Origin of the sequence: Acidovorax sp. LjRoot74 (assembly GCF_964254355.1) — a bacterium.
Lineage (GTDB): Bacteria > Pseudomonadota > Gammaproteobacteria > Burkholderiales > Burkholderiaceae_C > Acidovorax.
The window spans coordinates 616,022-629,523 of sequence record NZ_CAXUTI020000001.1 but is presented as its reverse complement, the minus strand read 5'-3'; the positions used below and the strand labels follow the sequence as shown (position 1 = coordinate 629,523).

Sequence of the window (13,502 nt, the reverse complement as noted above, 5' to 3'; positions counted from 1 at the left end):
GCAAGGGCCGCCAAGCCGCACAGGCGGCGCTTCGCTGGCGGGCGCTGGCGGTGTCCCCCTTCCCGAATTGCGCAGCAATTCGCGAGAAAGGGGGAAGGCGCAAAGCGCCTCAGGGGGTTAGTACTGTTTATACGGCAGGAATTTGCCCGACAGCACCACATTCACGCGGTCGCCATTGGGATTGGCTTCGCGCTGGATGTCCATGCTGAAGTCGATGGCGCTCATGATGCCGTCGCCAAACTCTTCGTGGATCAGTTCCTTGATGGTGGTGCCGTACACGCTCACCACCTCGTACCAGCGGTAAATCAGCGGGTCCGTGGGCACAGGTGTGGGCAGCGAGCCCTTGTAGGGAACCACCTGCAGCCACTTCTGCTCATCGGCAGTCAGGCCGAAGATCTTGCCGACGATCTTGGCCTGCTCGGGTGTGGCGGTCATCTGGCCCAGGCACAGGGCGGTGGTCCATTCCTTGGACTGACCAACCTTCTTGGCAATGGCCTCCCATTGCAGGCCCTTGGCGACCTTGGTGCTGATGATCTTTTCGGTAACGTCGTTGCGGTTCATGGTGATGGCTCCTTGATAAAGAGAGGTTAGAAATGGGCGCGATTCGGTTGCGCTTTGCCTACAGGGATTGAAACCGGCGCGATCCAGGCCAGGGCCGCCGTGCAAGGGCCGCCCCGCCGCACGGGCGGCGTCCCCCTTAGGGGGAAGGCGCGAAGCGACTCAGGGGGTGTTCACGCTTTCGCGCGTGTCACCAGGAAGTCCACGATGTGGTTGCGCAGCGCGTAGTAGCCGTCCAGGTGGTGCAGGCTGGTGCGCGTGCGTTCGCGCGGCAGCGGGTTCACCACCACCTCGGCGATGCCACCGGGGCGATAGCCCTCGGGCGTCTCGTTGCCGTTGCTCATGAGCAGGATGCGGTCGGCCAGCAAGATGGATTCGTCCACATCGTGCGTGATCATGAACACCGTCTGCTGCGTCTGGCGCACGATGGTCATCAGCTCATCCTGGATGGTGCCGCGCGTGAGCGCATCCAGCGCGCCAAAGGGCTCGTCCAGCAGCAGCATCTTGGGCTGGATGGAGAACGCGCGCGCAATGCCCACGCGCTGCTTCATGCCGCCCGAGAGTTGCGATGGCTTCTTGTCGATGGCAGGGCTCAGGCCCACCAGCGCCACGAACTTCTCCACGTGCGCATCGACTTGGGCCTTCTTCCAGTCGGGCCAGCGCGACTTCACGGCAAACGCGATGTTCTGGCGCACCGTGAGCCAGGGCATGAGCGCATGGCTCTGGAACACCACGCCCCGGTCCAGGCTGGGGCCGGCCACTTCGCGCCCGTCCATGATGACGGTGCCCGAGGTGGCGGTGTCCAGCCCCGCCAGCACGTTCAGGATGGTGGTCTTGCCACAGCCCGAGTGACCGATGATGCAGACGAATTCGCCCTTGTCGAGCATGAACGACACATCAGCAAACACCGGTTTGGCGGGTACAAAGGCCTTGCTCAGCCGGTCGATCTGGAGGAAGCCTTGGGTCACGGCAGAGGCCTTTCGTTGCGGTGCGTCAGTGGCAAGAGGGGCTGGAACAGCCGGGCGTTGGGCAACATCACTCCACATAGGTCACCACCTTCTGCAGCTGGCCAAACGCCAGGTCGAGCAACATGCCCACCACGCCGATCACCAGGATGGCGAAGATCACGTTGGTGAGCGACAGGTTGTTCCACTCGTTCCACACGAAGTAGCCGATGCCGGTGCCGCCCACCAGCATCTCGGCGGCCACAATCACCAGCCACGCAATGCCCATGCTGATGCGCATGCCCGTGAGGATGGTGGGCGCTGCGGCGGGCAAGATCACCAGGAAGGCCTTGCGCAGCGGGTTCACCTCCAGCGTGGCCGACACGTTGAGCCAGTCTCGCTTGACCGAGGCCACACCAAACGCCGTGTTCACCAGCATGGGCCACACCGAGCAGATGAAGATCACGAAGATGCCCGAGATGGATGAGTCCTTGATGGTGTAGAGCGCGAGCGGCATCCACGCCAGCGGGCTGATGGGCTTGAGCACCTGGATGAACGGGTCGAACGCGCGGCGCAGCAGCGGCGACATGCCGATGACAAACCCCAGCGGAATCGCCACCAGGCAGGCCAGACCAAAGCCCAGCGCCACGCGGCCCAACGAGTGCGCCAGCTGGATGGCGATGCCCTTGTCGTTGGGACCGTTGTCGTAGAACGGGTTGGAGAGGTGGCCCCACACCGTGCTGCCCATGGCGCCCAGCGTGGGAAAGCCACCGCTCTTGGGCGCGCCCGGGTCCTTGCCCATCATCTTGGCGTACTCGATCTGCTCGACCGTCATGCCTGCGGTGCCGCTGCTGGCGCCCGAGGGCGCCGTGGCGATGTACCAGATGCCCAGCAGCGTGAGGAAGATGAGCACGGACAGCAGGCCCGCGCGCAGGTTGAGGTTCTTGGCGGCAGTCATTTCAAGCCGCCTTGCGGATGGGGAAGCTCTTGGCGTACTCGGCCGCCTTCGCCGCATCGAACTCGCGGCCCATGATCTTGAACTTGGGGTACGCGCCGTCGGGCACCTTCTGGTCCAGCGCCTTCATGTGCTTCTTGGCGTCGGTGAGCAAAAACACCTGCTCGGCGATCTGCTGGTAGTTCACATCGCCCTTGACGTAACCCCAGCGCTGCATCTGCGTGAGCATCCACACGGCCATGCTTTGCCAGGGCATGGGGTCGAAGTCGGCGCGGTCGGGCACCGACTGGATCTTGCCCAGCCCATCGGCAAAGCGGCCCGTGAGCACCTGTGTGAGCACGGTCTCGGGCTGGTTGAGGTATTGCGCGGGCGCAATCACCTTGGCGATCAGCTCGCGGTTTTCGGGCTTGCGCGCCATGGCGGCCGACGTGAGCACGGCGCGGTACAACGCGGCAAACGTGTTGGGGTTCTGCTGGATGAATTCCGCACTGGTGCCGAACGCGCAGCAGGGGTGGCCATCCCACAGCTCCTTGGTCAGGATGTGCAAAAAGCCGATCTCCTCATACACTGCGCGCTGGTTGAACGGGTCGGGGCCCAGGTAGCCGTCGATGTTGCCCGCGCGCAGGTTGGCCACCATCTCGGGCGGTGGCACCACACGGATCTGGATGTCGGTGTCGGGGTTCAGACCATGCTCGGCCACGTAGTAACGCAGCAGAAAGTTGTGCATGCTGAACTCGAACGGCACTGCAAACTTGAACCCCTTCCACTGCTTGGGATCGCGCTTGTCCTTGTGCTTGTTGGCCAGCGTGATCGCCTGCCCGTTGGTGTTCTGGATGGTCGCCACCTTCATCGGCACGGCGTTGGAGCCCACCCCCATCGAGATCGCCAGCGGCATGGGGCTCAAGAAGTGCGTGGCGTCATACTCCTTGTTCATCATCTTGTCGCGGATCAGCGCCCAGCCTGCTGTCTTGGTGACCTCCACGTTAAGGCCCTGCTTGCTATAAAAGCCCAGCGGGTGGGCCATGATGAGCGGCGTGGCGCAGGTGATCGGGATGAAGCCGATCTTGAGGTTGGTCTTCTCCAGCGCGCCTTGCTTCTCTTGCGCCATGGCCTGCAGGCTGGCCACGGGCAACACACTGGCAATGGCCGCCATGGCCGTGCCCTTGCCCACGGCCTTGATGAAGCGGCGTCGCACCGCGTCTTGCGGAAACAGCGCCTTGACCAGCGTGGCTTCGATGAACTCGTTGCTGTAAAGCTCGAACTCGCGGGTCTCGCTGCGCTGGCGCAAGGTGGCAGCAGCGGCATCAGCCGAGGCCTCGGCATGGTGGTCGGCCACCGTGTGGTCGCGGCCACAGCTGCATTTCAGCATCAACGGGCGGTCGGCATCGTAGGGCGAGAAGAATTCGGACATGGCACACCTCGAAGAAGTTGGTGCCAGGCGTTACGCAAAGCGCGGGCCAGTTTTTGCCGGTGCCGGCCCTCTGTCATGAATTCGTGGGTGTGGTGTCTACAGCGTGTAGGGCCAGCACTACAAATCGGGCATGCAGCGCCCGCAAATCACTCGGCAGGCGCGCCGCGCGCCAGCAGCGCCAGCTCCACGTCATTGCGCGCGCCGGTCTTTTCGAGGATGCGGGCGCGGTAGGTGCTCACGGTGTTGGGCGCGAGCTTGAGCTGCGCACCAATTTCGCTCACGCTCTGCCCGGCCGTTAGCAGACGAAACACCTGGTGCTCTCGATAGGAGAGCGCGTCTACTCCAGCGGGCGCGCCCTGTTGCGCTGCGCGCACCACGCCGGTGCGTTCCACCGCGCCCGCCAGGGCTTGCGCCGTGGCCTCGGTCAGGTAGCGGCCGCCCGCCGCCACCTTGCGCACGGCCGCCACCATGTCGTCGGGGTCGGCGCTTTTGTGCAGGTAGCCCGCCGCGCCCATCTGGATGCAGCGCACCGCATATTGCCGCTCGGGGTAGGTGCTGAGCATCAGCACCGGCAGCGCGGGCCAGGTCTTGCGCAGCGCCTGCAGCACTTCAAGGCCGTCCATGCCCGGCATGGCGATGTCCAGCAACACCAGGTCTACGCCCAGCGCACCCGTAGGCCCTTGCAGTGCAATGACCTGCTCCAGCACCTCGCTGCCCTGGGTGGCCTCGGCCACCACGGTGATCTCGGGCGCGCCGTTGGCGGGGTCGCCCAGCACCTGCTTGAGCCCCTCCCGCACGATGCGGTGGTCATCCCCGATCAACACGCGAACCACGGAATTCATGACAGCTCCAGAGGAATCAGCAATTGCAGGCACGAGCCCTGCCCCAGCTCGCTGGTGATGGTCAGCTGGCCTCCCAGCTGCCGCGCCCGCTCGCGCATGCCCATCACCCCATAAGCAGTGGGCGCCTCCAGCGCCTGGCGGGTAGCGCCCACGCCGTTGTCGCGCACACGCAGTTGCAGCACATCGTCCTGCACGTCGATGGCAATGTCGATGGCGCTGGCCTGTGCGTGGCGGCCCACATTGCTCAGCATCTCCTGGAAGATGCGGAACACGGCGATGGCGGCGGGCTCAGGCAAGTGCAGGGTGGCGGGCACGTCCATGTGCCACGCCAGCTCCAGTTCGGCCGACTGCACAAACTCCTGCGCCTGCCACTCCAGCGCCGCCCACAGGCCCTGGTGGTCCAGGATGCTGGGGCGCAGGTCGGTGATGATGCGGCCCACGTTGTCCACGGCGTTTTCGATCAGGCGGCTCATGTTCTGGCATTTGCACCGCATCTGGGTGCGCATGTCGCCCGCGGCCTCGGGCGTGCGCTCACCCTGCTCGCCCAGGCGCTTGTGCAGCCAGTTGACATCCATCTTCAGCGCCACCAGCAGGCTGCCCAGCTCATCGTGCACCTCGCGGGCGATGCGGGTGCGTTCGTCCTCCCGCACCTGCTCTGAGTAGGCGGACAGCTCCCGCAGCTGCGCCAGCGCCTGCGACAGCTCCTGGGTGCGCGCGGCCACGCGGCGCTCCAGCTCGTCATTGGCGCGGGCCAGGTCGTCGTGCGCGCGCTGCAGTTCGTCGGCGGCGCGCTTGCGGCTGGTGATGTCCACAAACGCGATCACAGCGCCGTGCACCTGCTCGCCCTCCAGGATGGGGTGGCTGGAATACTCCACGGCAAACGCCGAACCGTCTTGGCGCCAGAACACCTCGGTGTCCACCCGGCAGGGCAGGCCCTGGCGGAAGGCGTTGAAGATGGGGCAGTCGCTGTCGGCGTAAGGGCTGCCGTCAGGGTGGCTGTGGTGGGTGAGCGCGTGCATGTTGCGCCCCATCACCTCTTCGGCCGCAAAGCCCAGCATCTGTGCGCCCGCCCGGTTGATGAACACGCAGTTGCCGGCCAGGTCGATGCCGAACACGCCCTCCCCCGTGGACTCCAGCAGCAGCCCGAGGCGGTTTTGCCAGAGGGCGCTGGCACCGGCAGGCAGGTTCAGGACATGAGTGGGCATGGCGTTGCTCAAGCAATGGGCGTGCCCAGCTGGCGGGACGACCCACCCAGGCAGGCACGCCAGGGGCTGTGCGTCCGCCCGCCAACATCGCACAATAAGCGGATGCAAACCGTTACCCCGTCCTCCGTGGCCTCTGTGGCCCCGCCCCCGCCGTCGGTGTGGCGCCCGCCCAGCCTGTCCGTGCGCTGGTGGCCCGTGTTCATGCGCAACCTGCTGGTTTGGCGCAAGCTGGCCATCCCCAGCCTGGTGGGCAACATTGCCGAGCCGCTGATGTGGCTGGTGGCCTTTGGCTACGGCATGGGCGCACTGGTGGGGCAAGTGAGCGTGGGCGGGGCGGCGGGCGACACCAAGGTGCCCTACATCCTGTTCCTGGCCAGCGGCTCCATCTGCATGAGCGCCATGAACGCGGCCAGCTTCGAGGCGCTGTACTCGGCCTTCTCGCGCATGCATGTGCAAAAGACCTGGGACGGCATCATGAACGCGCCGGTGAGCCTGGACGACGTAGTGCTGGCCGAGATGCTCTGGGCGGCGTTCAAAGCACTGTTCACCGTCACCGCCATCCTGGGCGTGATGCTGGCACTGGGCATCAGCCACAGCCCCAAGCTGCTGGTGGCCTGGCCGGTGCTGCTGTTCGTGGGCATCATGTTCTCCAGCATTGCGCTCATCTTCAACGCGCTGGCCAAGGGGTATGACTTTTTTACTTACTACTTCACGCTGGTGCTCACGCCGATGATGTTTCTCTCGGGCGTGTTCTTCCCGCGCGAGCAGCTGCCGCCCATCGTGCGCGCCATCTCCGACTGGCTGCCGCTGACCAACGCGGTCGAGCTGGTGCGCCCGCTGTTCATGGACCAGTGGCCCGCCCACCCCCTGCGCCATGGCCTGGTGCTGGTGGTGACCACCGTGGTGGCCTTCTGGGTGGCCCTGGCCCTGACACGCAAGCGCTTCAAGGCATGACCACCGTGCTGCTCGGCCCCAGCCATATCGCCATGGTGGCCAAGGGCGTATCGGCCATCGTGGCGTCCCGCGATGCGGCCCTGCGCCCGAGCATCATGCGGGCGGTGGGCAGTCACATCAGCGGCGATGGGCAGGAGGTCACGGTGTACCTGCGACGCAGCCAGTCCGAGCAGTTGCTGCAGGACATTGCGCACACCGGCGAGATTGCCGTGGTCTTCAGCGTTCCGTCCACCCACCAGACGCTGCAGCTCAAGGCCCGCCGGGCCACGCAGCGCCCGGCCCATGACGGCGACTTGCCCGTGTTGCAGGCCTACCTGCAGTCCATGGTGCAGGAGGTGGGCCAGGTCGGCTACGGGCCGCAGTATGTGGGCGCCATGCTGGCAGCGCCGCTGCACGATGTGGTGGCCGTGAGCTTCACGCCCACCAGCGCGTTCGACCAGACGCCGGGCCCGCGCGCTGGCGCGGAGTTGTGTTCGCCGCCGACGTCACCCTCACCACCTACGCCGCAGCCATGAGCACCGCAGCGCCGTCCCTGCACAGCATCCGCCCCTGCCTGGAGGGTGCGATTCCCGCCATCATGGCCACCTGCGACCCCGACGGCACGCCCAACGTGGCCTACATCTCGCAGGTGGTCTATGTGGATGCGGCGCATGTAGCGCTGTCGTTCCAGTTCTTCAACAAGACCCGCCAGAACATCCTGCGTAACCCGCGCGCGTCGGTGCTGGTGCTAGACCCGCTCACCGCCCATTTCTACCGCCTGCACCTGCTGTATGAACGCACCGAGGACAGCGGCCCGGTGTTCGAGAGCATGCGCGCACAACTGGCGGGCATTGCGTCGCATGCGGGCATGGCCGAGGTGTTTGAACTCAAGGGGGCCGACATCTACGCCGTGGAGCGCATCGAATCGGTAGCGGGCGAAGGCCTGCCAGCACCCGCGCCGCGCTCCGGGCTCTTGCACACGCTGCGCCTGTGCAGCGAAGGCATCGCGCGCTGCACGGGGCTGGACGAATTGCTGCAAGGCGCGCTGCAGGGCCTGCAGGACAAACTGGGCATCGAGCACGCCATGGTGCTGATGCTGGACGCCAGCGCCCAGCAGCTCTACACGGTGGCCAGCTGCGGCTACGCCACATCAGGGGTGGGCTCCGAGATCCGCCTGGGCCAGGGCGTGATCGGCATGGCCGCGCGCGAGCGCACGCCGGTGCGCATCAGCCACATGACGCACGCCGCCCTGTACAGCCACGCCATCCGCGAGAGCATGGACGCGCATGCCGCGCCCGATGCGCCCCCGCTGCGGGGCCTGGACATCCCCTACCCCGGCCTGCCGGAACCGCACAGCCAGGTGGCGGTGCCCCTGCTGTCGGCCGGGCGTCTGCTGGGCGTGCTGTTTGCCGAGAGCCCCGAGGACATGCGCTTTGGTTTCGAGGACGAAGACCTGCTGGTGGCCATTGCGGGCCAGCTGGCCGCCGCCATCGACCTGCTGCAGGCCGCGCCCGATGCGCCCGAGCCGCTGCCTACTCCTACGACGGCACCGCCGGTGAGCGGCAGCGCGCTGCGGGTGCGCCACTTTGCGGCCAACGACAGCGTGTTCATCAACGACGACTACCTGATCAAGGGCGTGGCGGGCGCCATTGTCTGGAAGCTGCTGCGCGACCACCAGCACACCGGGCGCATGGACTTCACCAACCGCGAATTGCGGCTGGACCCCGCCCTGCGCCTGCCCGATGTGGCCGACAACCTGGAGGCCCGCCTGCTGTTGCTGCAGCGCCGCCTGCAGGAGAACTGCCCGCACATCCACATCGAAAAAACAGGGCGCGGGCGCTTTCGGCTGTGCGTACTGCGCCCCGTGGTGCTGGAAGACGCCTGACGCCTTCACGCCACTGATTTCTCAAAGTCAGTGCACCAGACCCGGCACCACCGGCAGGCCCAGGCTGCGCATCAGCTTGGTCCACTCGGGCTGCGTGAGGTGCGGCTGCACCTGCGCCAGCACTGCGGCCAACACAGGAGCAGGCGCATGCTGCTGCATGTCCGACAGCATGGCCGTGCGCTCGGCGGGTGACATGTAGGGCACCATCCAGCGGGCCACCACCATCATTTCGTGCGGCGGGATCGAGGCCACCAGCGCATCGTGCACGCCCGCCAGTTCGGCGTCGGTGTAGCACTGCCACAGCACGCGGTTGTGGGCGGTTTCTTCCTCATGCATGTGCTCGAAGTTGTGCGCCACAAACAGCGCCAGCTGGCGGTACAGGGCCAGGGTGGCGGCCGGGCGTGCGGGCTTGGCGCAGGCCATCAGGTGGTTCACCCCGTCGGCCAGGGCCGTGATGGCCTGTTCGTGCTCCACATGTTCACCGACAATGCTCTGGCTGGAGCCAGGCTGGCGCGCCTCCATGGCGGCGTGCACGAACTGGTTCTCGTGGTGCAGGTGCGCGCGGCACAGGTCCAGTAGCTGCATCACACGGTCGCAGGTCTGGGCAAACTCCAGGTCGTCGTCCACATCCATGCGGCCCAGGCCCAGCAGCGTGTCGGCCATGAAGGCGCGCAGCGCCTTGTGGATGCTGGCGTACATGTCCATGCGGGGGGCGGCGGGTTGGGCTTGGGTCAGTGCGGCAATTTCGCGGGCATCAATCTTCATCACGTTCTTTCATGGCCTCGTTGGGCTCTTTCAGCGCCTTTTTTTTGGGCGCCGGGCCGGGTGCACCATGCACCCGCTTCCATGCCAAGAAGTCTAGAAATTCGCCGCGTTTTTGCCTGTTAAAAACTCCTTAAACAGACCCTTTGAAAACCTTAAAAATCGCGTTCCGGGCGCCAAACGTGAAATCGTTCACGGCGCGGCGCGCAGCAGGTCCACCGCTTTTTCCGCAATCATCACCGTGGGCGCATTGGTGTTGCCGCTCACGATGCGCGGCATGATGGACGCATCCACCACACGCAGGCCCGCGAGGCCATGCACGCGCAGTTCGGCATCCACCACGTCCATGGACCCAGGTCCCATGCGGCAGGTGCCCACGGGGTGGTAGATGGTGTCGGCGTACTGGCGGATGAACTGCTCGATCTCGGCATCGGTGCGCGCACTGGCCGAGGCCGCCAGCTCCTTGGCGCCGAACTTCGCGAGCGCCGGTTGCATCAGGATCTCGCGCGTGCGCTTGAAGCCACGCACCATGCGCGCCATGTCGTCGGGGTCCGCCAGAAAGTTCGGATCGACCAAAGGCAAGGCCATAGAGTCACGGCTGGCCAGCGTGACCGAGCCCCGGCTCTTGGGCTGCAGCAGGCACACATGGGCCGAGTAGCCGTGGCCGAACACGGTCTTGCGGCCATGGTCCACCAGCTTGCCGATCACAAAGTGCAATTGCAGATCGGGCGCAGCCTCGTACGGATCGCTCTTGATGAAGCCGCCCGCCTCGGCGAAGTTGGTGGTCAACATGCCGGTGCGGTGCTTGCGCCATTCGATGATGCCGCGCACGGTCTGCGCCATGCCCGACAACGAGAGGCCGAACAGGTCCTTGAGCTCAGGGGCGTCCAGCACCTGCACCACATCGGGGTGGTCGTGAAGATGCTGGCCCACGCCGGGCAGGTCGTGCAGCACCGGGATGCCGTGTTGCTGCAAATGCGCGGCAGGCCCCACGCCCGACAGCATCAGCAGTTGCGGCGACAGCAGCGCGCCCGCACTCAGCAGCACCTCGCGCCCGGCGCGGACCTGCTTGATCGCGCCACCCTGGCGATATTCCACACCCACGGCGCGCGTGCCGTCGAACAGGATGCGCGTGGCATGCGCACCGGTAATGACCTGCAGGTTGGGCCGCGCCAGGTGGGGCGTGAGGTAGCCCTTGGCCGCGCTGTGGCGCTCGCCGTTCTTGTGCGTGACCTGGTACAAGCCCACGCCTTCCTGCGTGGCGCCATTGAAGTCGGTGTTGTGCGGGTGCCCGGCCTGCACACCTGCGTCGGTGAAATACTGGCTGAACCGGTTGGGCGCACGCAGATCCGCCACGTTGAAGGGGCCGCCCCGGCCGTGCCAGTCGTTGGCCCCGCGCTCGTTGTTCTCGGCGCGCAGAAAGTACGGCTTCACATCTTCCCAGCCCCAGCCCGGGTTGCCCTGCGCGGCCCAGTGGTCGTAGTCCGCATGCTGGCCCCGGATGTAGACCATGGCGTTGATGGAACTGGAGCCCCCCAGCACCTTGCCACGGGGTTGGTAGCCGCGCCGGTTGTTCAGCGCCGCCTGCGGAGTGGTATTGAAGCCCCAGCCGTTCAGCTCGAACTTGGCCATCACGGCCAGCCCGGCCGGGCAGTGGATGAGCACGCTGTTGTCGGCAGGCCCCGCCTCCAACAGGCACACGCGCACGGCGGGGTTCTCTGTCAGGCGGCCAGCCAGCACGGAGCCTGCCGAGCCGCCGCCGATCACGATGTAGTCGAACATGTTGTGGTGTCTCCTCCGCCATGCTGCGCAGCGGCTTGTTGGTTCAGGTTTGACGCACGATAACCGAACGGTCGTGCGATTCCCCTTACCATTCCGTCCATCCGTTTCACTTTGAAGAGGGCTCTCTATATGACGATTCAGACCGTAGGCATCATCGGCGCAGGCACCATGGGCAACGGCATTGCACAGGCCTGTGCGGTGTCGGGCATCAACGTGGTGATGGTTGATATCTCGGATGCTGCAGTGCAAAAAGGCCTGGCCACCGTGGCCGGCAGCCTGGACCGCCTGATCAAGAAGGAAAAGATCAGCGAAGCCGACAAGGCGGCCGCCCTGGCGCGCATCAAGACCTCCACCAGCTATGACGACCTGAAGACCGCGCAGCTCGTGATAGAAGCCGCCACCGAAAACTACGAACTCAAGCTCAAGATCCTCAAGCAGGTGGATGCCATCGTGGCGCCCGAGGTGCTGATCGCATCGAACACGTCTTCGATCTCCATCACCAAGCTGGCTGCCGCCACCAGCCGCGCCGACAAGTTCATCGGCATGCACTTCTTCAACCCCGTGCCCATGATGGCGCTGGTGGAGATCATTCGCGGCCTGCAGACCAGCGACGCCACCCACGACGCCGTGAAGGCCCTGGCCGAGGCGCTGGGCAAGAGCCCCATCACCGTGAAGAACGCGCCCGGCTTTGTGGTCAACCGCATCCTGGTGCCCATGATCAACGAGGCTTTCTTCGTGTTGGCCGAGGGCCTGGCCACGCCCGAGGACATCGACGCGGGCATGAAGCTGGGTTGCAACCAGCCCATCGGCCCGCTGGCGCTGGCCGACATGATCGGCCTGGATGTGTGCCTGGCGGTGATGGATGTGTACCTGACCGAGTTTGGCGACAGCAAGTACCGCCCCTGCCCACTGCTCAAGGAAATGGTGGCTGCAGGCCGCCTGGGCCGCAAGACGGGCCAGGGCGTGTATTCCTACTAACCCCCCTGAGGCGCTTCGCGCCTCCCCCCCAGGGGGACGCCCCCAGCGCGGCGGGGCGGCCCTTGCGCGGGGGCACTGGTAAGTCGCCGCGCCGGTTTTGGAGGCCGCTTGCCTTAATCGGCTGCGCTGTCTCGATTGAGACGGCGCGCAGCGCTTGAAGCGTTTTCAATCATGGGCCAGGAGACCTGCGCCCATGACAAACATCACCCCCACCACGCCCCCACCCGAGGGCAACATCGACACCCAGGTCATCGGCCATGTGCTGCTGATCGGCATCAACCGGCCTGCCAAGCGCAATGGCTGGACGCCCCCCATGTTCCGCCAGCTGGCCGAGGCCTACACCCGGCTCGACGACGACCCCGCCCTGCGCGTGGGCGTGCTGCATGCGTTTGGCGACCACTTCACCGCCGGGCTTGACCTGCCCGCCGTGAGCGCTTACATGCAGCGCGGCGAAAAAGCCATCCCCGAAGGCCTGGTGGAGCCGCACGACTACGGCCTGCCTGGCTACCGGCGCCGCACCAAGCCCATGGTGGTGGCGGTCAAGGGCATCTGCTTCACTGTGGGCATCGAGTTGATGCTGGGCGCCGACATCGTGGTGGCGGCCGACAACTGCCGCTTCTCGCAGATGGAGGTGCAGCGCGGCATCATGGCCACGGGCGGCGCCACGCTGCGCATGGCCGAGCGCGCGGGCACGGGCAATGCGCTGCTGCACCTGCTCACGGCCGACGAGTTCGGCAGCGCCGAGGCGTACCGGCTGAACTTTGTGCAGAAGGTGGTGCCCGCAGGCCAGGAGCTGCAGGAAGCGCTGCAGATTGCCCAGCGCATCGAAGCCCAGGCGCCGCTGGCTGTGGTGGCCACGCGGCTCAACGTGCTCAAGGCCATTGAGCAGGGACAGGCGGCTGCGGTGGCAGAGTTCATCCCCGTGCAAAAGCAGCTGGCCAACAGCGAAGACGCAGCCGAAGGCGTGCGCGCTTTTATCGAGCGGCGACCGGCGCAGTTCAGCGGGCGCTGAGCGGGGCGCGGCTGCGGGCCCTGCCAGGCGATCCGCCCCTCCAACCCGGACCCATCTTTTCGGGCCGGGTCGGCAGGGGTCTCGCGCGTAGGCGAGGCTAATTTCAAGCAAAAATAGCCGTTTCCGCCCGTCCATCATGCCTAATAAGCTATTGAAAATATAGCAATCATGGCGAAGCCTGGCCCTGCGCAGGCGCGCGTCTATCACCGGCCGAGCCTCCGCGCTTCCCCATCCA

At 65.8% G+C, this 13,502-nt stretch carries 13 protein-coding genes; 5 read left to right on the top strand and 8 right to left on the bottom strand.

Annotated elements, in window-relative coordinates; translation table 11 throughout:
* Window positions 1-117: 117 nt before the first annotated feature.
* From cynS to ACSQ3O_RS02915, 6 genes are all read right to left on the bottom strand, one after another.
* The gene (cynS, locus tag ACSQ3O_RS02940; protein WP_436137790.1) at window positions 118-561 is read right to left on the bottom strand and encodes a cyanase; all 444 of its coding nucleotides are present in this window, start codon (window positions 559-561) and stop codon (window positions 118-120) included.
* Between the two features lie 170 nt (window positions 562-731).
* Complete coding sequence (locus ACSQ3O_RS02935; RefSeq protein WP_436137789.1) at window positions 732-1,604, bottom strand: ABC transporter ATP-binding protein; 873 nt, start codon at window positions 1,602-1,604, stop codon at window positions 732-734.
* Window positions 1,594-2,460, bottom strand: coding sequence for a nitrate ABC transporter permease (ntrB, locus tag ACSQ3O_RS02930; RefSeq protein ID WP_436137788.1), 867 nt, complete (start codon window positions 2,458-2,460; stop codon window positions 1,594-1,596). Before ntrB ends, ACSQ3O_RS02935 begins: the two co-directional genes overlap by 11 nt.
* A 1-nt stretch (window position 2,461) precedes the next feature.
* Window positions 2,462-3,868 (bottom strand): CmpA/NrtA family ABC transporter substrate-binding protein, encoded by a 1,407-nt coding sequence (locus ACSQ3O_RS02925; RefSeq protein WP_436137787.1) that lies wholly within the window; start codon window positions 3,866-3,868, stop codon window positions 2,462-2,464.
* 146 nt (window positions 3,869-4,014) lie between these two features.
* Entirely contained in the window at window positions 4,015-4,710 is a 696-nt protein-coding gene (locus ACSQ3O_RS02920) for a response regulator (protein ID WP_436137786.1), read from the bottom strand.
* The gene (locus tag ACSQ3O_RS02915; RefSeq protein ID WP_436137785.1) at window positions 4,707-5,915 is read right to left on the bottom strand and encodes a PAS domain S-box protein; all 1,209 of its coding nucleotides are present in this window, start codon (window positions 5,913-5,915) and stop codon (window positions 4,707-4,709) included. The genes ACSQ3O_RS02920 and ACSQ3O_RS02915 overlap by 4 nt, the downstream gene beginning before the upstream one ends.
* A 102-nt stretch (window positions 5,916-6,017) precedes the next feature.
* Between ACSQ3O_RS02915 and ACSQ3O_RS02910 the strand changes: the two genes are divergently transcribed.
* Genes ACSQ3O_RS02910 through ACSQ3O_RS02900 form a run of 3 tightly spaced genes read left to right on the top strand, consistent with a single transcriptional unit; the run spans window position 6,018 to window position 8,733 of the window.
* Window positions 6,018-6,869 carry an ABC transporter permease gene (locus tag ACSQ3O_RS02910; RefSeq protein WP_110961581.1) on the top strand — a complete coding sequence of 284 codons (852 nt, stop codon included), beginning with the start codon at window positions 6,018-6,020 and terminating at the stop codon, window positions 6,867-6,869.
* A complete protein-coding gene (locus ACSQ3O_RS02905; RefSeq protein WP_137748742.1) occupies window positions 6,866-7,384 on the top strand; it encodes a hypothetical protein in 519 nt (172 codons plus the stop codon). Before ACSQ3O_RS02910 ends, ACSQ3O_RS02905 begins: the two co-directional genes overlap by 4 nt.
* Complete coding sequence (locus ACSQ3O_RS02900; protein WP_436141062.1) at window positions 7,381-8,733, top strand: GAF domain-containing protein; 1,353 nt, start codon at window positions 7,381-7,383, stop codon at window positions 8,731-8,733. Before ACSQ3O_RS02905 ends, ACSQ3O_RS02900 begins: the two co-directional genes overlap by 4 nt.
* 27 nt (window positions 8,734-8,760) lie before the next feature.
* Here ACSQ3O_RS02900 and ACSQ3O_RS02895 read toward each other — a convergent pair whose 3' ends face one another.
* Both ACSQ3O_RS02895 and ACSQ3O_RS02890 read right to left on the bottom strand, forming a co-directional pair.
* On the bottom strand, window positions 8,761-9,498 hold the full coding sequence (locus ACSQ3O_RS02895) for a hypothetical protein (protein ID WP_436137784.1): 738 nt from the start codon (window positions 9,496-9,498) through the stop codon (window positions 8,761-8,763).
* A gap of 189 nt (window positions 9,499-9,687) precedes the next feature.
* Window positions 9,688-11,277 (bottom strand): GMC family oxidoreductase, encoded by a 1,590-nt coding sequence (locus ACSQ3O_RS02890; RefSeq protein ID WP_436137783.1) that lies wholly within the window; start codon window positions 11,275-11,277, stop codon window positions 9,688-9,690.
* A gap of 129 nt (window positions 11,278-11,406) precedes the next feature.
* Between ACSQ3O_RS02890 and ACSQ3O_RS02885 the strand changes: the two genes are divergently transcribed.
* Together ACSQ3O_RS02885 and ACSQ3O_RS02880 are read left to right on the top strand one after the other, a co-directional pair.
* The gene (locus ACSQ3O_RS02885) at window positions 11,407-12,255 is read left to right on the top strand and encodes a 3-hydroxybutyryl-CoA dehydrogenase (protein WP_137748745.1); all 849 of its coding nucleotides are present in this window, start codon (window positions 11,407-11,409) and stop codon (window positions 12,253-12,255) included.
* 193 nt (window positions 12,256-12,448) lie between these two features.
* Window positions 12,449-13,267 carry a crotonase/enoyl-CoA hydratase family protein gene (locus ACSQ3O_RS02880; protein WP_137748746.1) on the top strand — a complete coding sequence of 273 codons (819 nt, stop codon included), beginning with the start codon at window positions 12,449-12,451 and terminating at the stop codon, window positions 13,265-13,267.
* Window positions 13,268-13,502: the final 235 nt, after the last annotated feature.

What these genes read in the sequence shown, in the direction of transcription:
- cynS (WP_436137790.1), bottom strand. Translation starts at nt 561, where the DNA reads ATGAACCGCAACGACGTTACCGAAAAGATCATCAGCACCAAGGTCGCC.
- ACSQ3O_RS02935 (WP_436137789.1), bottom strand. Translation starts at nt 1,604, where the DNA reads ATGTGGAGTGATGTTGCCCAACGCCCGGCTGTTCCAGCCCCTCTTGCC.
- ntrB (WP_436137788.1), bottom strand. Translation starts at nt 2,460, where the DNA reads ATGACTGCCGCCAAGAACCTCAACCTGCGCGCGGGCCTGCTGTCCGTG.
- ACSQ3O_RS02925 (WP_436137787.1), bottom strand. Translation starts at nt 3,868, where the DNA reads ATGTCCGAATTCTTCTCGCCCTACGATGCCGACCGCCCGTTGATGCTG.
- ACSQ3O_RS02920 (WP_436137786.1), bottom strand. Translation starts at nt 4,710, where the DNA reads ATGAATTCCGTGGTTCGCGTGTTGATCGGGGATGACCACCGCATCGTG.
- ACSQ3O_RS02915 (WP_436137785.1), bottom strand. Translation starts at nt 5,915, where the DNA reads ATGCCCACTCATGTCCTGAACCTGCCTGCCGGTGCCAGCGCCCTCTGG.
- ACSQ3O_RS02910 (WP_110961581.1), top strand. Translation starts at nt 6,018, where the DNA reads ATGCAAACCGTTACCCCGTCCTCCGTGGCCTCTGTGGCCCCGCCCCCG.
- ACSQ3O_RS02905 (WP_137748742.1), top strand. Translation starts at nt 6,866, where the DNA reads ATGACCACCGTGCTGCTCGGCCCCAGCCATATCGCCATGGTGGCCAAG.
- ACSQ3O_RS02900 (WP_436141062.1), top strand. Translation starts at nt 7,381, where the DNA reads ATGAGCACCGCAGCGCCGTCCCTGCACAGCATCCGCCCCTGCCTGGAG.
- ACSQ3O_RS02895 (WP_436137784.1), bottom strand. Translation starts at nt 9,498, where the DNA reads ATGAAGATTGATGCCCGCGAAATTGCCGCACTGACCCAAGCCCAACCC.
- ACSQ3O_RS02890 (WP_436137783.1), bottom strand. Translation starts at nt 11,277, where the DNA reads ATGTTCGACTACATCGTGATCGGCGGCGGCTCGGCAGGCTCCGTGCTG.
- ACSQ3O_RS02885 (WP_137748745.1), top strand. Translation starts at nt 11,407, where the DNA reads ATGACGATTCAGACCGTAGGCATCATCGGCGCAGGCACCATGGGCAAC.
- ACSQ3O_RS02880 (WP_137748746.1), top strand. Translation starts at nt 12,449, where the DNA reads ATGACAAACATCACCCCCACCACGCCCCCACCCGAGGGCAACATCGAC.